Origin of the sequence: Nocardia fusca NBRC 14340, from assembly GCF_001618425.1 — a bacterium.
In the GTDB taxonomy this organism is placed as follows: domain Bacteria; phylum Actinomycetota; class Actinomycetes; order Mycobacteriales; family Mycobacteriaceae; genus Nocardia; species Nocardia fusca.
Genome location: NZ_BDCU01000001.1, coordinates 14,878 through 34,532 on the forward strand (window position 1 = coordinate 14,878; position 19,655 = coordinate 34,532).

The 19,655-nt window shown below is 69.0% G+C and carries 20 protein-coding genes and 2 pseudogenes; 8 read left to right on the forward strand and 14 right to left on the reverse strand.

Going from position 1 to position 19,655, the window contains the following annotated elements; genetic code table 11:
• Positions 1–91: 91 nt before the first annotated feature.
• The 3 genes from NF4_RS00090 to NF4_RS00100 form a co-directional block, all read right to left on the reverse strand.
• Positions 92–466, reverse strand: a complete 375-nt coding sequence (locus tag NF4_RS00090) for a hypothetical protein (RefSeq protein ID WP_063125261.1) — start codon at positions 464–466, stop codon at positions 92–94.
• Between the two features lie 60 nt (positions 467–526).
• Positions 527–1,402, reverse strand: a complete 876-nt coding sequence (locus NF4_RS00095) for a helix-turn-helix domain-containing protein (RefSeq protein WP_232330240.1) — start codon at positions 1,400–1,402, stop codon at positions 527–529.
• An 849-nt stretch (positions 1,403–2,251) separates the two neighbouring features.
• Positions 2,252–2,716, reverse strand: coding sequence for a sigma-70 family RNA polymerase sigma factor family protein (locus NF4_RS00100; RefSeq protein ID WP_063125262.1), 465 nt, complete (start codon positions 2,714–2,716; stop codon positions 2,252–2,254).
• A gap of 372 nt (positions 2,717–3,088) precedes the next feature.
• Here NF4_RS00100 and egtD point away from each other — a divergent pair, with 372 nt between their 5' ends.
• Positions 3,089–4,063 carry an L-histidine N(alpha)-methyltransferase gene (gene egtD / locus NF4_RS00105; protein ID WP_063125263.1) on the forward strand — a complete coding sequence of 325 codons (975 nt, stop codon included), beginning with the start codon at positions 3,089–3,091 and terminating at the stop codon, positions 4,061–4,063.
• Between the two features lie 122 nt (positions 4,064–4,185).
• On the opposite strand, the gene NF4_RS00110 is transcribed toward egtD, so the two are convergent.
• Positions 4,186–5,358: an MFS transporter gene (locus NF4_RS00110; RefSeq protein WP_063125264.1), complete on the reverse strand. Its 1,173-nt coding sequence runs from the start codon at positions 5,356–5,358 to the stop codon at positions 4,186–4,188.
• Positions 5,359–5,543: 185 nt separating this feature from the next.
• Here NF4_RS00110 and NF4_RS00115 point away from each other — a divergent pair, with 185 nt between their 5' ends.
• Entirely contained in the window at positions 5,544–6,473 is a 930-nt protein-coding gene (locus tag NF4_RS00115) for a LysR family transcriptional regulator (protein ID WP_084532739.1), read from the forward strand.
• Between the two features lie 213 nt (positions 6,474–6,686).
• Here the strand turns inward: NF4_RS00115 and NF4_RS00120 are convergent, their stop codons facing one another.
• From NF4_RS00120 to NF4_RS00130, 3 genes are all read right to left on the reverse strand, one after another.
• A complete protein-coding gene (locus NF4_RS00120) occupies positions 6,687–7,622 on the reverse strand; it encodes an aldose 1-epimerase family protein (protein WP_198165173.1) in 936 nt (311 codons plus the stop codon).
• Between the two features lie 40 nt (positions 7,623–7,662).
• A complete protein-coding gene (locus NF4_RS00125) occupies positions 7,663–7,992 on the reverse strand; it encodes a hypothetical protein (RefSeq protein WP_063125266.1) in 330 nt (109 codons plus the stop codon).
• A gap of 210 nt (positions 7,993–8,202) precedes the next feature.
• Complete coding sequence (locus NF4_RS00130; protein WP_232330241.1) at positions 8,203–8,718, reverse strand: winged helix-turn-helix transcriptional regulator; 516 nt, start codon at positions 8,716–8,718, stop codon at positions 8,203–8,205.
• Between the two features lie 98 nt (positions 8,719–8,816).
• On the opposite strand from NF4_RS00130, the gene NF4_RS00135 reads away from it, so the two are divergent.
• Both NF4_RS00135 and NF4_RS00140 read left to right on the forward strand, forming a co-directional pair.
• Positions 8,817–9,602: an SDR family oxidoreductase gene (locus tag NF4_RS00135; protein WP_063125278.1), complete on the forward strand. Its 786-nt coding sequence runs from the start codon at positions 8,817–8,819 to the stop codon at positions 9,600–9,602.
• 25 nt (positions 9,603–9,627) lie between these two features.
• Entirely contained in the window at positions 9,628–9,987 is a 360-nt protein-coding gene (locus NF4_RS00140) for a nuclear transport factor 2 family protein (protein ID WP_063125267.1), read from the forward strand.
• A 24-nt stretch (positions 9,988–10,011) separates the two neighbouring features.
• Here the strand turns inward: NF4_RS00140 and NF4_RS37405 are convergent, their stop codons facing one another.
• Positions 10,012–10,188 carry a hypothetical protein gene (locus NF4_RS37405; protein ID WP_157119840.1) on the reverse strand — a complete coding sequence of 59 codons (177 nt, stop codon included), beginning with the start codon at positions 10,186–10,188 and terminating at the stop codon, positions 10,012–10,014.
• A gap of 84 nt (positions 10,189–10,272) precedes the next feature.
• Here NF4_RS37405 and NF4_RS39930 point away from each other — a divergent pair.
• Positions 10,273–10,449: pseudogene (locus tag NF4_RS39930) on the forward strand (helix-turn-helix domain-containing protein); the annotation flags it as partial.
• A 32-nt stretch (positions 10,450–10,481) separates the two neighbouring features.
• Positions 10,482–10,763, forward strand: a complete 282-nt coding sequence (locus NF4_RS37415) for a transposase (RefSeq protein ID WP_063125268.1) — start codon at positions 10,482–10,484, stop codon at positions 10,761–10,763.
• A 144-nt stretch (positions 10,764–10,907) separates the two neighbouring features.
• On the opposite strand, the gene NF4_RS00150 is transcribed toward NF4_RS37415, so the two are convergent.
• The 4 genes and pseudogenes from NF4_RS00150 to NF4_RS00165 form a co-directional block, all read right to left on the reverse strand.
• The gene (locus NF4_RS00150) at positions 10,908–11,195 is read right to left on the reverse strand and encodes a DUF1330 domain-containing protein (RefSeq protein WP_030522753.1); all 288 of its coding nucleotides are present in this window, start codon (positions 11,193–11,195) and stop codon (positions 10,908–10,910) included.
• Between the two features lie 115 nt (positions 11,196–11,310).
• Positions 11,311–12,321, reverse strand: a complete 1,011-nt coding sequence (locus NF4_RS00155) for an adenylate/guanylate cyclase domain-containing protein (protein ID WP_063125269.1) — start codon at positions 12,319–12,321, stop codon at positions 11,311–11,313.
• Positions 12,322–12,893: 572 nt separating this feature from the next.
• Positions 12,894–14,954, reverse strand: a pseudogene (locus NF4_RS00160) (CocE/NonD family hydrolase); the annotation flags it as partial.
• A gap of 186 nt (positions 14,955–15,140) precedes the next feature.
• Positions 15,141–15,788, reverse strand: a complete 648-nt coding sequence (locus NF4_RS00165) for a class I SAM-dependent methyltransferase (protein WP_063125270.1) — start codon at positions 15,786–15,788, stop codon at positions 15,141–15,143.
• Positions 15,789–15,879: 91 nt separating this feature from the next.
• Between NF4_RS00165 and NF4_RS00170 the strand changes: the two genes are divergently transcribed.
• Entirely contained in the window at positions 15,880–16,461 is a 582-nt protein-coding gene (locus NF4_RS00170) for a helix-turn-helix domain-containing protein (protein ID WP_030522757.1), read from the forward strand.
• 244 nt (positions 16,462–16,705) lie between these two features.
• Positions 16,706–17,248 (forward strand): C40 family peptidase, encoded by a 543-nt coding sequence (locus NF4_RS00175; protein ID WP_063125271.1) that lies wholly within the window; start codon positions 16,706–16,708, stop codon positions 17,246–17,248.
• Positions 17,249–17,366: 118 nt separating this feature from the next.
• On the opposite strand, the gene NF4_RS00180 is transcribed toward NF4_RS00175, so the two are convergent.
• Both NF4_RS00180 and narI read right to left on the reverse strand, forming a co-directional pair.
• On the reverse strand, positions 17,367–18,533 hold the full coding sequence (locus tag NF4_RS00180) for a thiolase family protein (protein ID WP_063125272.1): 1,167 nt from the start codon (positions 18,531–18,533) through the stop codon (positions 17,367–17,369).
• Between the two features lie 326 nt (positions 18,534–18,859).
• Positions 18,860–19,624 (reverse strand): respiratory nitrate reductase subunit gamma, encoded by a 765-nt coding sequence (narI, locus tag NF4_RS00185; protein ID WP_063125273.1) that lies wholly within the window; start codon positions 19,622–19,624, stop codon positions 18,860–18,862.
• Between the last annotated feature and the right edge of the window lie 31 nt (positions 19,625–19,655).

The following is a 19,655-nucleotide window of genomic DNA, read 5'->3' on the forward strand; positions in this document are numbered from 1 at the left end:
ATCGATGACGGCACAACCGAGGGTACCGACGCCCACGTCGGCGGCGTCCGGCGGCGTCCGGCGGTGGCCCACCGGCGATCCGGCCGCTGCGTCATCGGCGCTCCACGCGGACCTCACTCCACGGTGCCGATCGCGTACGGACCGCCGGGCTGCGGCAATCCGAACACCGGAACCGCGACCGAGACTGCGAAAAAGACAATGCCCCACCTGTTCCGACAGCACGCAGCCAGCGGGAAGGACGGCAGGTGCGGGCGATCACCACCGCCCACACCACCGCCAGGGTCAACGACATGGCGTAGGCCGGAACCATCGGCCAGCGATAACCCTCGGCGAGCGACTGGGCGCAGGCCGCGAGCGGCGCGAGGACGCTGATATGCCGCAGGCGGCGCAGCTCGCCGCGCCACGGTACGGCCGGCGCGATCAGGCCCGTGGCGTTCGCCGCCCACAACGGGATCTCGGCCGCCATCGGCTCTTCCTTCCGGCGTATTCGTGGCATCGCACCGGAAGACCCGCCGGCGCGGGCCCACTATCGAACGGCCGGCTCGGGACGGTCCAGGACGAATGTTCCCCAGGCCTGGTGGCGACGCTGGGAGAACGGGTTCAGCACCTTGCGCGTCAGCGTCGCGGGCGTGACACCGACGAAACTCGACATATCCCGGCCGAGATGGGACTGATCGGTATAACCGCAGGACGCGGCGATATCGGCGGCGGACCCACCCGCCACCAGACCGTCGACCGCGTGCCGGAACCGGACCAGCATCGCGGCCCGCTTCGGGGTCAACCCGATCTGGGCATCGAATCTCGCCCACAACCGCTTACGACTCCATCCGCACGCTTCGGCGAGCTCACCGATTCTGACCTGCCCGCGACCGGAGACGATGCGATGCCAGCTGACGGCCACCTCGGGGTCCACCGCGCGGGCCGGATCAGCGCGGCCGGCCAGGAAGTCCTCCGTGAGCGCGAACCGCTGTTCCCAGGTCGCGGCGGCGGCCAGCCGTTCCCGCAACAGCGCCGCCCGCGGTCCCCACAGATCGGCGAGGTCGACGACGGTGCCGCCCAGCTCGGCGGGCGCGACACCCAGCAGCGAATACGCCTGTACCGGAGACAACCGCGCCTCGACACACGCGGGCCGGGCACCGCTGATCCGCATGATCCCGCTGGCACAGCCCGCGACGAAGGCGGTGAGTTCCCGCCGGCCACCCGGCCCCTCGACGGTCAGCCCACTGCCCCCGAATTCGACCACCACGGTGACCGCCGGGATATCGGCGACCCGCAGATCCAGGCCGGACGCGCTGTGGTCACGGAACCCGATCATCGCCGCACGGCGCCCCGGCACGACACCCGACGGCGGACCGATCTCCCACTCGACGCCCGGATCGCTGTCCAACGAACTCACCTGCACACGGCCAGGCTAACCGGACATTCCGCAGGTGAGCAGCCGCCCGTTTCGGTACGCGGCGCCCACCGGGCTCCCGGAATCGGCACGGTCAATGCTTCGCTCGGTCCGAAACACTCGGGTACACACCGTGATCACAGGATATCCGGCGGCCATCAGCAGTCTCGCAGTGCGCTACGGCGCATCCGGTGGGACCGCACATTCAGCAGACGACTCCGCGCGCCGGGGCGTTGGTGGACGCCGGGGCGTTGGTGGACGCCGGGGCGTTGGTGGACCGGCAGGTCGGCCCGGGTGAGCCGACCTGCCGGTCGCGGGCAGTCGGCGGGCGCGCGCCGGGTGTACACGAAGTCCACCCGGGCCTCCGAGCCGCCGATGAGGTCCAGTTCGCACGCGCTGGTACCGCTGGTCCGGATCGCGCTACAGGTGCCCGCCGGAAGATCGTCCGCCGGATACGGCGCGATACCTCACCGCCCGGCGCCCGATGCGGGCCGGCTCGGAGGGGTCGCCGTCGGCCGGAGCGACCGGTGCGACACCGCGGTCGGCGTAACAGCCCTCGGGCGCGGTGAGCCGCCCGTCGACATGTCGCCTCGGCCGATGTATCGCGGCGACGGCCCGATGATTCCGGCGAGAAAAGCGGCATCCCTCTCTCCTGTCCAGGAGCGGTGCGTGCAGTCCGCGGCGCGGTATCCGATCATTGTCCGATCAGTAGCCAATATCTCCTTCCCGTTCGCATGCGTCAAGCGGAGGGGAGGTTTCGCAACGGCCACAGATCGGAGAACCCACACCCCAAACACATATTCGAACACGCCAAGCCAATACCTCGATGGGCGCGACCAGAGATTGCCCGATATTCGCTCACTGGATGCGGGTGAGCTTGTCCGGGTTGGTAACGGAGTAGATCCCGGTGACGGTCCGATCGGCGGCGATATCCAGCACGATCACTGCCAGCGGCGATCCGCCGCTGAACACGACCGCGCCCGGGTCACCGCCGACCGTGCGGCGGCGCACCCGGACACCGGGTAATCCGTGCCGGGCGATATTCGCGAACAGCTGACCCGGCAGCAGAGTTTTCCCGGTGCCGTCGATCACCGTGTCGGCCGGTGCGCCGTCCGGCTCGACAATGGTGTCCCCGACGATCAGCACATCGGTTCCGGGCCGCACCCGGTCACCATCGAAGACCTGCGCACCACGCACGAGGGTGCGGTGCCGCGGCGGGGCCGGAACCGGGGCGCCGGACGGCGACGCACAGCTCACGACAGCGGTGGCCGCGGCGACGGCGAGCGCGTTCCCGATGAACGCCCGCCGGTCGATACCGCTCATCGCGCAAACCTCCGGGCGGGCTCTGCCCGGCCCGCGGCGCAGCGGGCGGAGCACCTCGCGGGGGATGTGTGCGCCGGGGTACGCACCGCGTGAGTTCGCCCGCCGGGGACGGGACGTTCTCGGCGGCCCGACGGGCCCGGTTTCGGGATTTGGATCATCGCTGGACTCCTCAGGGGTTTCCACCAAAGACCCACCGAGGTCCCGGAAATGTGATGCCAAGTGATTCAGATCACATGAAGGCTCGGGCTTCCGCCCGCATCCGCAGCGAGCCCCCGCGCACAAGTGCGGATATTCCGCTCGAAATGGCGGATGTCCCGCCGCCGCGGTTGCCCTAACTTTCACGGCGACGGCCGCGGAACAGAGAGGGATCCAATGGCTATCGCACCCACCTTCGATATTCAGCTCACGGAGGCCGATCTGCGCGAGCAGCTACGCACCGATGTGCTCTGGGGTTTGTCCGGCCGCCGGAAATGGCTTCCCCCGAAATGGTTCTACGACGCCCGCGGAAACGCACTGTTCGACCTCATCACCGGGCTGCCGGAGTACTATCCCGCCCGCACCGAACGCGCACTGCTGCGTACCGCGGCCGACGAGATCGCCCGCCGCACCCCGGGCGCGACCGAACTGGTCGAGCTGGGTTCGGGTTCTTCCGAGAAGACCCGGCTGTTGCTGAACTCGCTCACCGCGCACGGCTCGCTGTGCTCCTACATACCGCAGGATGTCTCCGAATCCGCGTTACGGGCCGCGGCCGATTGGACCAGCGGCGAATTCCCGCATCTGTCCATTCACGGCATTGTCAGCGATTTCACCACCATGCTCGCCGCGATTCCGCACGGCGGCCGCCGCCTGGTCGCGCTGCTCGGCGGCACCCTGGGCAATCTGCCGCCTTTCGAACGCACCGCTTTTCTGAGCGAGTTGCACCAGGTGCTCGCACCGGGCGAGCAGCTGCTCGTCGGAGTGGGCCTGGTCACCGACCCCGCCGTGATGATGGCCGCCTACGACGACGCCGCGGGGGTGACCGCGGAGTTCAACCGCAATATGTTGCACGTACTGAACGACCGGCTCGGCGCCGATTTCGATCCGCTCGCATTCGATCATCTCGCGGTGTGGGACCCGGACCTCGAATGGATCGAAATGCGCCTCGCGGCCACCGAGGCAATGCGGGTGACGATCCCCGATCTGGATCTCGTCGTCGATTTCGCCGCCGGAGAACAGTTGCGCACCGAGATCTCGGCACAGTTCCGGCTGACCGGTTTCCGCGCCGAACTGGCCACCGCCGGTTTCCGCATGCGTCACGCCTGGACCGACCCCGCCGAACGATTCGCGCTGGTACTGGCCGACAGGTGAGCCGACCGCGCGGTCACCACAGCCCCGCTCTCGACGTCGTCGACGACGGACCCCGGCGGGCGCGGCGGTAGCGGTCGGTACCGCCGCGCCCGGGTGCTCGCATCGAGTTCGAACAGACCACCTCACCCGGGAACGACAACTTCGCCGCGCGCGGCAGGCACCCCGCGCTCTCGATACCAGATCAGCCCGCTCAGCACCGCCCCGGCGGCCGTCACCGCCGCGGCGACCGGATAGATGTTCCGCAGCCCGGCGGCGTCTATGGTGCGGCCGCCGAGCCAACCCGCCGCGGCCGCCGCGAGCTGGTAGGCCGAGGCGTTCACCGCGATCGCGAGCGTGGGTGCGACGGTGGCGGTCTGCAGGATGCGCGCTTGCATACCGGGCACCACGGCGAACGCCACGGCCCCGAGTACGAATGCCAGAACCGCGACGGCGCCGGCCAGTCCACCGACCGCCCAGGTGAGAAGCAGTGTCACCACCGACAACACGAGCATGCCCGGCTGCGAGGACAACAGTGCGCGATCGGCGATCCGGCCGCCGAGTAGATTGCCGGCGATGGCGCCGACCCCGTAGGCCAGTAGCAACACGGGTACGGCTCCCGCCGCGAATCCGGCGATATCGGTGAGCAGTGGAGCGAAATAGGTGAACACCATGAGCGCACCCGTGTTGCCCACCGCGGTGACGGCGATGGCGAGTTGCACTCTGCGGTCGGTGAACACCCGCAGCTCGGTCGCGACCGGGATCCGCGAACCGGGCACATCGGCGACCCAGCGTGCCACCAGCAGCAGGCCGGCGAAGCAGACGACGGCTATCGCGGCGAAGGTCGCCCGCCAGCCGTAGGCGGTGCCGACGACAGTGCCCAGCGGTGCGCCCAGCACCATCGCCAGGTTCATGCCGAGGACCAGTTTCGCGACCGTCGAACCCTGTTTCTCCGGTGGCTGCGCCGAGGTCGCGGCCACGATCGCGGTGGCGAAGAAGGTTGCGGTCACGAAGGCGGTGACCACCCGCGCCGCGAAGAGCAGTCCGTACACCGGCGCCAGCGCCGACGCCACGTTTCCCGCGACGGCCACCCCGAGGAGCGCCAGCAACAGCGGTTTCCTCCGGAACCGCGCCGTGAGCGCGGTGAGCAGGGGGCCGCCGGCGATCATGCCGACGGCGTAGGCGGTGACGAGCAACCCGGCGGCGGGTACGGACACCGCCAGATCGTCCGCGATATCGGGGAGGATTCCGGCGACCACGAATTCACCGGTGGTGATTCCGAAGACACAGAGCACGAGGGAAAACAGATTCGGCTGCACCGCGACCCATCGATCCGTTCTTGCGCTTCCGCACGCGCGGAAACGACAGCAGTTGAAAGGGAATTGCTCAGCTGAACACCGCGCCGAGTCGATTTCCGGCGCGGTGTGGATCCGCTTCCCAGCTTGCCCGGCGCATCGGCGCGTAGGCAACGACCCGGCAATTCGCATCCGCGTAGATTGATAATATGTCCGTTATCGATTCGTCGAATACAACGGTGAGCAACGGGGACGATCCCACCCCGCACCAGCTCCGATTGCTACTGACCCTGGCCGAGGAATTGCATTTCGGCCGCGCCGCGCGCCGCCTCTATCTCACTCAGCCGGCGCTGAGCCAGCAGATCCGTGCCCTGGAGGACCGGTTACGAGTGCGGGTGTTCCAGCGCACGAGCCGGCAGGTCGAACTCACCGAGGCCGGACGGGAACTGCTTCCGCACGTCCGGCGCGTGGTGGCCGCCGCCGACGACCTGCGCCGCGCGGCACATCATCTGGCCGTCGGCGACGACACACTGCGGATCGGGGTGTGCGAGAGCTTCGGCTCGATACCGGAGATCCGCGCTGTGCTGGACGCGTTCGCGAACCCGCAACCACAGGTGCGGGTTCTGGAAACCTTCACCGCGCAGCTGACCGCCCTCGAACGCGGCGAAATCGATGCCGCCTTCGTCCATCTACCGGTCCCCGCGGGTCTGCGCGCCCAGCCGCTCCGCGTGGAGCCCCGCCTGGCCTGCCTTTCGGCCACCGACCCGCTTGCCGCCCGCGACACCCTCTGCCTCACAGACCTGGCAAAACACCCGGTCGCGGAGATGTCGCCGTCCACCTTCCCCGAGGGCCGCGCGTTCTGGACCGCGGATCCCCGGCCGGACGGCACCCGCGTCCGGTCGGCCGAAAGCCACGGCAGCACTTTCGAATCCCTGCTGAGCACGGTCGCGCTCACCCGGGCGGTCGCCTTCGTCCCCGCGGCGGCGGCCCGGCTGTACCCCCGGCCCGACCTCGCGTATGTCCCGGTCACCGACCTGCCGCCCTGCACCTTCGCCCTGGTCTGGAACGAAGCGACCGCGCATTCGCCGCGCTCGGAGCGGCTGCGCGCGGCGGTGGCCGAGATCGCCCCTCGCGGCTGACGTGCCCTCGTGCCCGGACAGGTCAGTGCCCGTCGCCACGATCGCCGGGCCCATCGCACTCCCCGCCCGACGCGGCAGGACGGGCTCCGGCGTCGATACGAGGATCACGAGCTGCCGTGCGCCTCAGCGTAACCGGGTATCCCCCGCGCGGGATCTCGTGGCAGCCCACGCGTATGCGCCGACCCGAAGGCCGGCCGGCACGCACCGCGCGATTCAACGATCCCGGTCCGCCCCGGGCGTGTACCGGATACGCCATCCGCCCTCCCACCGTTCATCGGGTGCGAGGTGACGCAATCCGTCTCCCGAGTTCAGCGCGTTCGGCGGGGCGGTCATCGGTTCCAGCGCGACGGCGAGACCCCGTCCCTGCGGTCGCGGGAACTCCCGCGGGGTGAAAACCTGCAGGTAATCCCACCCGGCGTCCTGGACGAGTTCGACCGTCGCGCCGTCGGGTGCGGTGAGCCGGGCCGCCGCCGCGGGCGTTACCCCGCCGAACGGGGTGTCCAGGTCCAGCCGCGACAGCGGCACACCGGCCCGCAGGTCGTAGCGGGTGCCTTCGACCGGGTGTTCGGCCACCGGATTCATGCGGGCGTCGACCTCGAAATAGGTTGCGGCGGAGACCGTCAGCACCAGGTCCTCGACCGGGGTCTCACCCACCCGGAGGTACGGGTGCGCGCCCACCGCGTACGGCGCCGGCCGATCTCCGTGGTTCATCACGCCGTGGGTCACGGCGAGCCCGTCGGAGCGCAGTTCGTAGCGTACCCAGGTGTCCAGCAGGAACGGCCAGCCGTGCTGGGGCGGTATCAGCGCGCCCAGGAGCACGGCGGCGGCGGACAGTTCCCGCACCTCGTAGCCGGTGTTGCGCAGCAACCCGTGGATCGCGTTCGAACGCGCCGGTTCGGTGATATCGAGCTGCTGGGGTAGACCGTCGAGCACCCAGATACCGTCGCGGACCCTATTGGGCCAGGGCGCCAGGACGATTCCGGCGCCCATCGGCGGCGTCGCCCCGGCCGGAACCGATTCGGTGACCGCGACACCGCCGACGGTCAGCCCACGCAGGACCGCCGCCACGGTGCCGATCTCGGCGCGCACACCGGAGAGCTCCAGCACGACCGAGCGGCCGGTCGGTGTGATGCGCTCGGAGATGGTCACCTCGCCAGCCTAGTGCTGTCCCGCGCAAGTTCGTGGAGGGTCAGGCCGGCATGCCGTCGAGGTAGAGGCCGCAGGCGCAGTCCAGGCATTCTTCGGGACTGCCGACGGGTAGGCCGGTGGGTAGGAAGTTGTCCTGGAAGCCGCCTCGGCTGGCGAGGTAGAGGGCGAAGCCCCAAGTGTGGAGCACACCGCCGAACCTCAGCCGGCACAGCGGGATCTGCCCACCGTCCTTCAACTCGCCGTCCACGTAGGCGAAGCCCGTCCGGAAGCGGACGTGGACCCGGACCAGTTGCGGCCAGCGCTCGGCGGCGCGGGTGTTCAGCCGCTGGCGCAGGTGGTCCTGCATGGACTCGGGCGGGTTCTTCGGCACGGCCCCATCCTGCCGAACCGGGCCCCTCCCCTGATGGCGATTCCTGGAAACGACCGGAGTTGCTCGTCGCCTCACTTGATCCAGTTCTCAATGACTGGGCCCGATGGGCCTGGAGCGTGTCGGCGGCGAGCCTGTGCCCCTGGTCGATCAGGTGCAACCTGTACCTTCTGGCTCTGTTCAAGGCCGTTCGGTGCTTGTCCGGGGGCAGCCTTACGCCTCCGCGGGGGTGGCCGGTCGTGTCGCGTAACGGTGGCACATGGCGTCGCTGGCTGCGGGGCCTGCGGTGAAGACGTAGGTGTCGCTGTCGTCGAGTCGGCGGCCGGTCTTGGCGTCGACGACGACGGGTTCGACCTCCTCGCCGCTGTGCGCGTCGATGAGGATCATGCTGCGTTCGGCCGGCGCGAGGCGGGAGTTGCCCCACGCGGCCAGGGCGACGATCACCGGTCGCAGTGAGCGCCCGAGTTCGGTGAGGACGTACTCGTGGCGGACGGGGTTGGTCTGGTAGGGCCGGCGCTCCAGCAGCCCGTCCGCGACCAGGGTCTTCAGTCGGGTGGTAAGCATGCTGGAGGAGATGCCCAGGCTCTCCTGGAACTGGTCGAAGCGGGTGTAGCCGTCGAAGGCGTCATGGAGGATCAGCAGCGTCCACCACTCGCCGACGTGTTCCACCGTCGTGGACAGCGGGCACTCCCGGTCTTCCAGCCTGATCCGGCTTGCCACGGCGACCATCCCCTCAGTTACTGCTAAAGTCGAAGTTAGTAGCTTCAATTTTAGCAGCAACGACGGGAGTGGTGCCCTCCGCGCCCGCACCCGGAAGGGAGCACACCGTGACCACACCCCTCAGCGAATCCCTCGAAGGCCGACGCGCTCTGGTCACCGGCGGCACCAAGGGAACTGGAGCCGCCATCGCCCGACGTCTCGCCCAGGCCGGCGCCACCGTACTGGTGACCGCCCGCAGCCGCCCCGACGACGTCGACGAGAAGACGTTCATCACCGCCGACCTGTCCACCGCCCAGGGCGCAGCCCACGTGGCCGCCGAGGTGGACGCCCGCGTGGGAGGCGTCGACATCCTGGTCAACACCCTCGGCGGGTCCGAGGCACCGGCCGGGGGGTTCGCGGCGCTCGGCGAGGACGACTGGGCCAGGGAGCTGAACACCAACCTGCTGGCCGCCGTCCGCCTGGACCGCGCACTCCTGCCGCACATGATCACCAAGGGCAAGGGGGCGGTCGTGCACGTCACCTCGATCCAGCGCCGCATGCCGCTGTGGAACGGCACCCTGGCCTACGCCGCCGCCAAGGCCGCCCTGACCACCTACAGCAAGGGCCTGGCCAACGAGGTCGCCCCGCGCGGCGTCCGCGTCAACACCGTCTCGCCCGGTTTCGTGCAGACCTCGGCCGCCGACCACCTCGTCGCCCGGATCGCCCACGACGCGAACATCAGCCAGGAAGCGGCCCTGGGCCGGCTCATGGACTCGCTGGGCGGCATCCCGCTGGGCCGTCCCAACCGACCCGAGGAGGTCGCCGAGTTGGTCGCCTTCCTGGTCTCCGACCGCGCCTCGGCCATCGTCGGCGCCGAACACGTCATCGACGGCGGCACCACCCGCACCGTCTGAACCCGCCACCACCCCAAGGAACGTCATGCACGACAACCAGCCCCGCACCACCTCCCCGGACATCCTGCCCGAGGTCATCACCCGCTACCTGAAAGCGCACCGTGCCCACGACACGGCCACCGCGATCACCGCGTTCACCAGCGAAGCCACGGTGATCGACGACGGCAACACCTACGCGGGCACCGAGGCGATCAAGAAGTGGCTCGGCCGATCCGCCACCGAGTTCACCTACACCATCCACCTCACGAACGCTATGCAGACCGACGCGACCCGCTACATCGCCACGCACCACCTCGAGGGCAACTTCCCCGGCGGGACAATCGATCTGCGCTACCAGTTCACACTGCGGGACAGCCTCATCGAACGCCTCGTCATCGAACCCTGAGTGCCTCACGCGACTCGGTGCCGCCTACGTGAGAGCGTCCGCTCGCACCGGACTGCCGTTCCCAACCGTCGTGCCCAGCCACCCGAACCACCGGGCCGGCCAGCCTTCCAGTTCGGGAGCAAAGCACACCTGGGGAGCCAAGGTGAGCAACTCCGAGGCCACCCCGAGCAGCGGGTGGGGAAGTTCGAATAGCCCCATCACCGCGCCATGATCACTGGTTGTGAGGGCGGGAGCGGGGCGGGACACGGCGGTGGACGTGGCATTGGACAAGGACACACGCGCGCGATGCTGCAGCGGGTCGCGTCCTCAGCGAAAGCGCAGGTGAGGCAGGCACTCCGGGCCCGGATCGTGCTGGCGGCGGCCGACGGGGCGGACAATGCGGCCATCGCCCGCCAGTTGGCAGTGTGGGTGAACACGGTCCGCAAGTGGCGCGGACGGTTCACCGAACGCGGACCAGAGGGACTCGAGGACCGCCTCGCGACAAGGACGTCCACGTGGTCCGCGACAACGGCTCGTCCCACAGCGCCAGACACACGCGGGCATTGCTCGCCGCCCACCCTCGCTGGCACGTCCACTGGACCCCGCCTCACGCCTCCTGGCTCAACCAGGTCGAACTCGTCTTCTCAGCGCTGGCCCGCGCTGTCCTCCGGCACGGCGACTTCACCAGCCGCGACGACCTAATCGAGAAGATCGACGCATGGATGATCCAGCGCAACGAACACGCCCGCCCGTTCCGCTGGACCTACCAGGGCACCCTGCTCGAGGACGCGACTTGACCCCTCCACGAACTTGCGCGGAACAGCACTAGATACCGGTCCGGCCACGGCCCCGAACGCGCGGCCCGCGTCGCGCGCCCGGCCACAGCGGCGACCATCACGGCCGGCGGACATTACGCCGGCCGCATGCGAGCCCCGGGGTGGTTACAGCCCGTTGACGATCACCGCGTTGCAGTCCGCGGCCGCCTGTCGCAGCGGGATCGCCGCCTGGTATTCCTCGGACTCGTACCAGGCACGGGCCGCTTCGGGAGATTCGAATTCCAGCACCACGGTCTGCGTGGCGGGCCATTCCCCTTCGAGGACCTCGAACTTGGTGTCGACCGCCAGGACCTTCACCCCGGCGGCCATCGCCTTACCGGCCGCCTTACCGTATTCGGCCATCCCCGCCGGGTCCTTGATCAGCTCGGTGACGATGACGTAGCCCTTGGCCATCCTGGTCTCCTTTTCACGCGTGAGCCGCAACCGGCTCCCACGACGACCCTACCCACAGCGCCATTTACGTTGTCAGAAATCTCATATGTTGAAACAGAGAATGCCGCTGGAGGCGTCAGGATACGGCCCGGCCGTTACGGCGGAGCAGGTGCGGGCGCAGCCGGTTGAACCCTCGCACGCGCACACTGCGCAGGTGTTTGATGCTCAACTCGGGCTCGTGGTCCAGTTCCGCCGCGGCCCCGTCGTCCACCAGGATCGTGCCCGGCCGGGCGACACCGGTGAGCCGGGCGGCGATGTTCACCACCGAGCCGTACAGATCACCGAAACGCTGCAGCACCGGCCCGTAGGCCAGCGCGATCCGCAGCTCCGGCGTGGTACCCACCGTCATGGTGGATTCTTGGAGGGCCAGCGCGATCCGGGCCGCGGCCAGCGGCGATTCGGCCGCGAACATCACTTCGTCGCCGACGTTCTTGATGACCCAGCCGCCGTTCTCGGCGATCGCGTCGTTGGTGGTGGATTCGAACGCCTCCAGCAGCGTGGACAGCTCGTCGGGATGCAGATGCCGGGTGAGCCGGGTGTAGCCGACCATATCCGCGAACCCGACGGCCAGCACCCGGGTCGAATCGGCGGGCGTACCGGTCTCCTCCAGATTCCGCGAGAGTGCCGCGTCGAGGTGGCGCCGCCAGGCATAGGACAGCAGGCTCTCCAGCAGTTCCACCGTTTCCGCGGTGGCGGTCCGGGTGATCTGTTCCCGGTCCCCGGCCGTTCCGGCCGCGGCGACGCGTCGATCGATCTCGGCCAGGACCAGATCCACCTGCCATTCGGCCAGTCGCGCCATGGTCTGCCCGATGGTGCGGGCTGTCGCGGCCTGCTGCCGGGTGTCGGCCCCGGCCAGCGTGCCCACCTCCCGGAACCGCTGGATGGCCGCGATATCGGCATCGGTGTAATCACGCGCGCTGTCGTCCTCGCTGGCCGGGAAACCGAGCGAGACCCACAGCCGCCGGGCGAGCTCCGGGGTCACCTCGGCTCTTTCGGCCACCTCGTTGCGGTTGTAGCGCCGACGACCGGCGAGCAGGCTCGCCTCGGCCGCCGACCGCACCAATTCGGCCCTCTCCTGCGACACCATGGGCGAAACCTTACGACGTCGCGGCGACCCGCCGGCCGGTCCGGGTGAATCGCCCGGTGATCTGCGTCATGTCCAGGACGCGATTCGCACAGCGGCGGCCCGAACCGGGGTTACGGCCGGGCGGGGGCGGGCGCCGGTATCGGCGTGCCGGACCGGCCGGAATCCGGGTTCGGCACCACAGGCTGCGTGGTGGGCGGGACCGCGGCGGGAGCCGCCCGGGGCGCGATCTCGGCGGGACGCGGGCTGGGATCGGGCGCGGGTACGGGCACCTCGGCGGAAGGGGTCACGGGGACCGGCGGCGCGGCCGGGGCCGGGGCGGTCGGGACCGCCCGGGGCGCGGGGACCTCGGCCTGCCGCGAGGTCGGCCGCGCCGGCTGCGTGGTCGGCTCGCCGGGCTGCGGCGCGGACTGTGCGCGCTGCGGGGCGCGCGGTGCGGGCGGCTCCGTGGGCGGGGTCGCCGGTGCCACGGGCGGAGTGGGGGCCTGCGCGGGCTGCGGGGCCGGTACGGGCCGCGAAGTCGGAGCCGGTACCGAGCGCGGCGCGGCCTGGGCGGGTTCGGCGGGCGCGACGAACAGCGGCCGGTCGGTGGGCAGGTTGACGAAACTCGGCGCGGCCGGGTCCAGTTCCAGATGCTGCGGTGCGAGTTCGCTGTTGTTCAGCATGGGCCGGAACGCCAGTGCCTTGGGCGAATTACCGGCGAACACGTCGAGCCGCAGCCGGTGCCCGGGCGCCAGTACCGCCTGAATCGGGATGACCGCGATATCGAGCGTCACCGGCTCCCCCGGCACCACTTTCTGCACGCTGTCGAGGGTGAGCGGATTATGCGGCGCGGTAAGATCACCGTTGGCCGAGCGGGTACTGCGGGACTCGTCGATCGCCCGCAGCGATGCGGTGAGCTGGCCGGTGCTCAGTACCGTCGAGGTACCGTCGGGCGCCACATCGTTGACCGTCACGTTCCAGTAGCCGTCCGCGGTGTCGTGCACGGTGTTGAGGTGCACATTGATCGGGCCGGACAGAATCGTGCGTTCGGCGATCGGTTCGCTGGTGAAGGTGAGCGCGTTGCGTTCGGCGATACGGGAATCCTTGGCGCACATGTCCAGTGCCGCGCCGATTCCGGCCGAGCCCTGTGCCATGTCCCGCGAGCAGAAATTGGTCAGGCCCGGGGCCACGGTGAGCCGTTCGGGCGCGCCCGGCCGCTCGGTGAGCGAGCCGTCGTGGAGAGAGTCGCCGGTCGTTCCGCTCGCCGCCCCGGACAGATACACCCGCCGGTGCGTCATACCCGGCTGCGGGAACTGGTCGAGCACGACCCAGTCCCCGCCCTGCTCCCAGACGATCACCGGACCGTAGTCGGTGATGCCGTTGTCGATGTCCTTGAGCCAGTGGTCGAACCAGGCGCGTTGTAGTACGTCCAGGCGCGGCGGGGCGCCGGGGCGTCCGGTCCCGGCACCGGGGTTGGCGTGGTAGGTGTCGCCGACGATGAGCTGTTTGCGGCCCGGCGGCAGCGGGATGTCGTTGTAGAGCGTGGTCGCGCTGTTGGCGAAGATGTCGTGCCAGCCGCCGTAGACGAAGGTCGGCACGGTGATCTGCTCCGGATGGCCCATGATCCCTTGACGGAAGGCGCTGTTCTCGTCCAGTGCGTCGGCCAGGGCCGGCGGCATGTTCCGCAGGGACGGGGTGAGCAGCGCCTGGGCGAGCAGATCGTAGTTCGTCGCGGGATCGGCCATGCGGTCGCTGAGCCACTGCCAGTCGAAGGTGCCGTTGAGCATGGCCTTCACATCGGGCATGAGTTTCGCCTGGTTCACCTGGTTGAGCCACAGCGGCAGGAAGGTCACGCCCACACCGCCGCCCGGCGCCACCACATCGCGCATGAGATCGCTACCCGGTTCGACCGGGAAGATGGCCTGTAGCGGTTTCGGGGCGTTCTCCGCGGCACGCAACTGGTTGATCCCGGCATAGGAACCGCCGCTCATGGCGACCCGCCCGTTGGACCACGGCTGCCGCGCCGACCATTCGATCACCTCGCGGGTGTCGAGCTGTTCGCGCTCACCGAGGGTGTCCCACAGCCCCTGTGACTGTCCGGTACCGCGCACATCCACGGAGACGACCGTGTAGCCGGCTCGGACGAGCCGGCTGTCGAGTCCGAGCACGGTCGCCACGGTGCCCCCGTCCAGCGCGTGCAGCAGATCCTCGAATCCGCTGATCGGGGTGCCGGTCAGGTTGATCCGGCGCACCAGGTCCATGGTCCACCGGCGCACTTCGGGATCGCCCATCGCCGAATCGATCATGCTCGACATCATTTTCGAGTACGGCGTCATGGTGACGATCGTCGGCAGCGGCCGGGTCTCCACCGCACCGCCGGCCGCCGCGGGCCGGTACACATCGGCTTTCAGCATCACGCCGTCGCTCATGGTGATCAGTACATCTTTGTCGATCTGCGTTTCGGGATACGGCTGCGGGCCGTCGTGCAGGTCGGTCCACCGCTGGGCGAGTTCGGCGGGCGATACCGCCGGGGAGGTGTCCCGGCGCACCGGGTGGCGCGGGGATTGGGCTGCCACCACCAGGATCACGGTCACGACGACTACCACGGTGGCGGCCGCGGCGGCCGCGAGCCCGTGAACCCGGTACAGCCGCATGAACAAACCCTCCACCTCGTGGTTCCGGTTTCCGCGCACAGCCGGCGCCGACAGTAGTTTCCGCACACAGGTGGAGCAGACGATAGCAATCAGCTCTGATGGAACCGGGTTGCGACGCGCGGACCCGGCCGATCACCGGGACCCGAGGTGGGCAGGTATCCGGGCGACCGGGTTCGCGCCGCGGTGTCAGCTCACCCGCCGCGCCCGCAGGACGAGATCCTTGACCTGATGTCCGGCGGCGGGCCGATTGCGGTCGCGCCGCTCGTCGACCTCCACGGTCCAGCCGTCGCCGAGGAGTTCGACGATCTCGGACGGCTGATAGAAGTCGTAGGGGTCGAACCGAGGCGAAGGTCCGTCGCCCTCGTGCGCATGCCCGCCCTCGTGCGCATGCCCGCCCTCGTGCGCATGTTCGTCGCGCGGCGGGAATTCGGTGGGGTCGTGCGCGACGAACAGCAGGGTTCCACCCGGGGCCACGGCCTCGAGCAGCCCCCGCACGGTGGCGTGATCGGTTTCGTGCACGATCGGAAAATAGAACGCCGACACCAGATCGAAGGAGCGGGCCGGCATCGGCGTGCGGGTGATATCGGCGCGCTGCCAGGAGATCTCCGGGTGTCCGGCAGCCGCGCGGTCCAGCGCGACCTGCGAAATATCCACCGCGGTGACCTGCCAGCCGCGTGCGGCCAGCCAGTAGGCGTCCGCGCCCTCACCGCAGCCGAGATCGAGGGCCTGGCCGGGTGCCATACCGGTCACTTCCGCGACCAGGGCATCGTTGGGCAACCCGCTGAACCGCTGTTCGCTCTCGCCGTACATATCGTCCCAGAACTGCTGGTCCATCCGTTACTCCTGGTCTCGTGGGGGTGTGTTCCTCAGCATCCGGGCAAACAGCTGGCTTGACAAATTTATTTGCCAGTTCTGCAATAGAGGCATGGATCGGGAGTTCGGCGAGGTCATCGACGCGATCGGCCCGCGGCTGCGCGAACTGCGCCGCCGCAACGGTACGACGCTGGCGGCGCTGTCCGAGGTCACCGGCATCCCGGTGAGCACTCTGTCGCGCCTGGAATCCGGGCAGCGAAAACCCAGCCTCGAACTGCTGCTCCCGTTGGCCAAGGCCCACCAGGTGCCGCTGGACGAACTGGTCGACGCCCCGGAGACCGGCGACCCCCGGGTCCACACCCGCCCGGTGACCCGGCACGGTCAGACCTTCATCCCGTTGACCCGCCGCCCGGGCGGCCTGCAGGCCTACAAGCAGATCCTGTCCGGCCGCGCCGCCGCCGAACCCGAAATGCACACCCACGAGGGCTACCACTGGCTCTACGTGCTCAACGGCAAACTCCGGCTCATCCTCGGCGACCGCGACATGATCCTGACCCCGGGTGAAGTGGCCGAATTCGATACCCATCTGCCGCACTGGTTCGGCAATGCCGACGAGCATCCGGTGGAGTACCTGAGCATCTACGGACCGCAGGGCGAACGGTTCCACATCAAGGCCAGATATCGCCCGGAGTGAATTCGGACGCCGCCGCTACGCTGCGGGAATCCAGATAGTTATTTCTTCGTGATCCGCATTGCCCGTGTCGTTTACCGATCGGCGCGCGATCACGCGAAATATGACTCCTCGGGTTTGCAGGACCGACATATAGCTGTGGTGTATTTCCAACGCTGTTCGAGCAGTCGGTGATGTTCTCCTCGCGCCTCGGCGGTAAACCCGTTGCGCCCACCGGCTCTCGACCTGAGCACGGAGGACCGCAATTATGGATTCTGTACCGATACGTCAGCGCTGCGCCGCACTGGCTCTTCTGGCCGCCGCGGCCGGCGCCATCCTCGGAACAACAGCACCTGCCCAGGCCCAGCCGGTCACCCTGCCCGGCTTCGGCACCTTCGAAATCCCCGATCAGATACCCCTGCCGGCCGGAATCCCCGGTATCGGCGTGCCCGCCCCGGAGATAGCGCCCGCACCGCCCGTCGGAGATATCGCGGTGGCGGCGGCGCGCAGCAAGCTCGGGGCACCGTATGTATTCGGCGGTACCGGACCGAACGCTTTCGACTGTTCGGGGCTGGTGCAGTGGGCCTATCAGCAGGCCGGAGTGCAGGTACCGCGCACCAGCTGGTCCCAGCTCTCCGCCGGTACACCGGTGCCGCTCGACCAGTTACGTGTCGGCGACGTGATCTCCTACAGCGGTGGTGGCCATTCGGCGCTGTACGCCGGAGACGGTCAGGTGATCCACGCCGCGACCTCCACCGTGGAGATATCGCCGCTGTCGTATTCGCCCGTGGTCGGAGCACGCCGCTTCTGACCCGGGCCGCACCGTGGTCCCCATCGACCGGCAAGCCCGAACCACAGCCTCGGGCCCACGGCGCACCCCACGGATCACGGCCCTCGGGAGGGGTAGTCCCGAGGGCCGTATCCGGTGATCAGAGACGTTCGATGAGGGTGGCGTTCGCCAGACCGCCCGCCTCGCACATGGTCTGCAGCGCGTACCGCCCACCGGTCTGCTCGAGATGGTTGACCATGGTGGCCAGGATCCGCACCCCCGAGGCGCCCAGGGGGTGCCCCAGCGCGATGGCCCCACCGCGCGGGTTCAGCTTCTCCGGGTCGGCGTTCAGCTCGTGCTGCCAGACCAGCGGCACCGGGGCGAAGGCCTCGTTGACCTCGTAGGCGTCGATATCGTCGATCGTCAGCCCGGCCCGCTCCAGCACCTTCTTCGAGGCCGGCACGGGCGCGGTCAGCATGAGCAGCGGGTCGTCACCCACCACCGCGAAGGAATGGAAACGCGCCCGCGGCCGCAGCCCGAGCTTCGCGGCCGCCTGCTCGCTCATGATGAGCGCGGCCGACGCCCCGTCGGTGAGCGGCGAGGAGTTGCCCGCAGTGATGGACCAGTTGATCTCCGGGAACCGCTGCGTGTACTGCTCGTCGGCGAACGCCGGCTTCAGGGCCGCCAGCTTCTCAGGGGTGGACCCGGCCCGGATGGTCTCGTCCGCGGTCAGCTCCCCGGCGGCGACGAGCTCCCGGTCGAATCCGCCGGCCGCGGCGGTCTCGGCCGCCAGCCGATGCGACCGGGCCGCGAATTCATCGAGGGTGGCCCGGTCGAACTTCCAGCGCGCCGCCAGGATCTCGGCGGCGACACCCTGCTGCACCAGACCCTCCGGGTACCGGTGCGCGATGGGACCGCGATTGGCGTCCTGCCCCTGCGCGTTGGAGAACATGGGCACCCGGCTCATCGACTCCACGCCGCAGGCGATGGCGATATCGTAGGCACCCGCGAGCACGCCCTGCGCGGCGAAATGCGCGGCCTGCTGACTGGACCCGCACTGCCGGTCCACCGTGGTGGCCGGTACCGATTCGGGAAACCCGGCGGCCAGCACAGCGGTCCGGGAGATGTTGAAGGCCTGCTCCCCGCTCTGGGTCACGCAGCCGCCGATCACATCGTCGACCAGCGCCGGATCCAGGTCGTTGCGCTGCAGCAGTTCGCTCAGCACCCCGGCCAGCAGAGTCGCCGGGTGCACCCCGGACAACCCCCCACCGGTCTTACCCTTCCCGGACGGCGTGCGAACCACATCAACGATGACGGCGGACTGCATAGTCCCTCCTGAATGCTCGTTCCGGCCGGTCAAGTTAATGACCATTCGATTTAAGTTAACACGTATTCGCATCGCTGGACCAGAGTCGCGCCCCACGGCCGGCGGACGATCACCGATCCGCGGCGCCGCCGACTTCGCGCTCGGACCCACGAACCGGCGGTCCGACGGGAAGCGGCTACGTGCGGTAGGGGTTCCGCAGGGTCGTCGGCGTGTGCGCCACCTCGGAAACATTCTCGGGGAAGCGAGCACCGGCGACATAGAACCGGGCACGGGTCCTACCCACCGGTTCCAGGATCTACCCGGACCTCACTTCTCGTCGGCCGTCCCTATCGGATACGTTCCCACCCCCGCGGCTCCGGCCGGGAACCCAACTCTCGGTCCCGGCTGCGATAGACGATATAGGGCCTGGTCAGGTACCCGATCGGCAGCGAGAACACATGAACCAGCCGGGTGAACGGCCAGAAGGCGAACAGCAGCCAGGCGGCGATCACGTGCAGCTGGAAGCCGAGCGGGGCGGCGAGGATCAGGTCGGTGTCGGGGCGGAAGGAGAGGATGGAGCGGAACCACGGGGAGACCGTCTCCCGGTAATGGTGGGGATGGTTGTTCGCGTTGTTGAACACCGTGGTGCCGAAGCCCAGCAGCAGCGTACCGATCAGCAATACGTACATGATCTTGTCGTTGCCGGTGGTCGCGGAGAAGACGGGGCCGGTGGTACGGCGGCGATAGATCAGGATGGCCGCGCCCGCGAGCGTGGCGACCCCGGCGACGATGCCGAGGCCGGCGGAGCACGCGTGGTACACCGAATCGCTGATGCCGACGCTTTCGGTCCAGTCCTCCGGGATCAGCAGGCCGACGATATGGCCGACGATCACCAGCAGGATCCCGTAGTGGAACAGGGGGCTACCCAGGCGCAGCAGGCGGTTCTCGTAGAGCTGGGAGGAGCGGGTGGTCCAGCCGAACTTGTCGTAGCGGTAGCGCCAATAGTGGCCCACCAGGAAGGTCGCGATGGACGCGTAGGGCAGGGCGACCCACAGCAGGATGTCGAACGCGGTCAGGTTCTCGCCCGGAGCGGCGAGCAGCGTGGAGCTCATCGGCACGCCTCCGTGTTGATTTGCGACGCCT

Excerpts from the sequence above, each read along its gene's own strand:
- narI (WP_063125273.1), bottom strand. The coding sequence starts at position 19,624 with ATGAGCTCCACGCTGCTCGCCGCTCCGGGCGAGAACCTGACCGCGTTC.
- egtD (WP_063125263.1), top strand. The coding sequence starts at position 3,089 with ATGGCTATCGCACCCACCTTCGATATTCAGCTCACGGAGGCCGATCTG.
- NF4_RS00175 (WP_063125271.1), top strand. The coding sequence starts at position 16,706 with ATGGATTCTGTACCGATACGTCAGCGCTGCGCCGCACTGGCTCTTCTG.
- NF4_RS00140 (WP_063125267.1), top strand. The coding sequence starts at position 9,628 with ATGCACGACAACCAGCCCCGCACCACCTCCCCGGACATCCTGCCCGAG.
- NF4_RS00180 (WP_063125272.1), bottom strand. The coding sequence starts at position 18,533 with ATGCAGTCCGCCGTCATCGTTGATGTGGTTCGCACGCCGTCCGGGAAG.
- NF4_RS00150 (WP_030522753.1), bottom strand. The coding sequence starts at position 11,195 with ATGGCCAAGGGCTACGTCATCGTCACCGAGCTGATCAAGGACCCGGCG.
- NF4_RS00155 (WP_063125269.1), bottom strand. The coding sequence starts at position 12,321 with ATGGTGTCGCAGGAGAGGGCCGAATTGGTGCGGTCGGCGGCCGAGGCG.
- NF4_RS00170 (WP_030522757.1), top strand. The coding sequence starts at position 15,880 with ATGGATCGGGAGTTCGGCGAGGTCATCGACGCGATCGGCCCGCGGCTG.
- NF4_RS00115 (WP_084532739.1), top strand. The coding sequence starts at position 5,544 with ATGTCCGTTATCGATTCGTCGAATACAACGGTGAGCAACGGGGACGAT.
- NF4_RS00165 (WP_063125270.1), bottom strand. The coding sequence starts at position 15,788 with ATGGACCAGCAGTTCTGGGACGATATGTACGGCGAGAGCGAACAGCGG.
- NF4_RS00130 (WP_232330241.1), bottom strand. The coding sequence starts at position 8,718 with ATGGTCGCCGTGGCAAGCCGGATCAGGCTGGAAGACCGGGAGTGCCCG.
- NF4_RS00100 (WP_063125262.1), bottom strand. The coding sequence starts at position 2,716 with ATGAGCGGTATCGACCGGCGGGCGTTCATCGGGAACGCGCTCGCCGTC.
- NF4_RS00090 (WP_063125261.1), bottom strand. The coding sequence starts at position 466 with ATGGCGGCCGAGATCCCGTTGTGGGCGGCGAACGCCACGGGCCTGATC.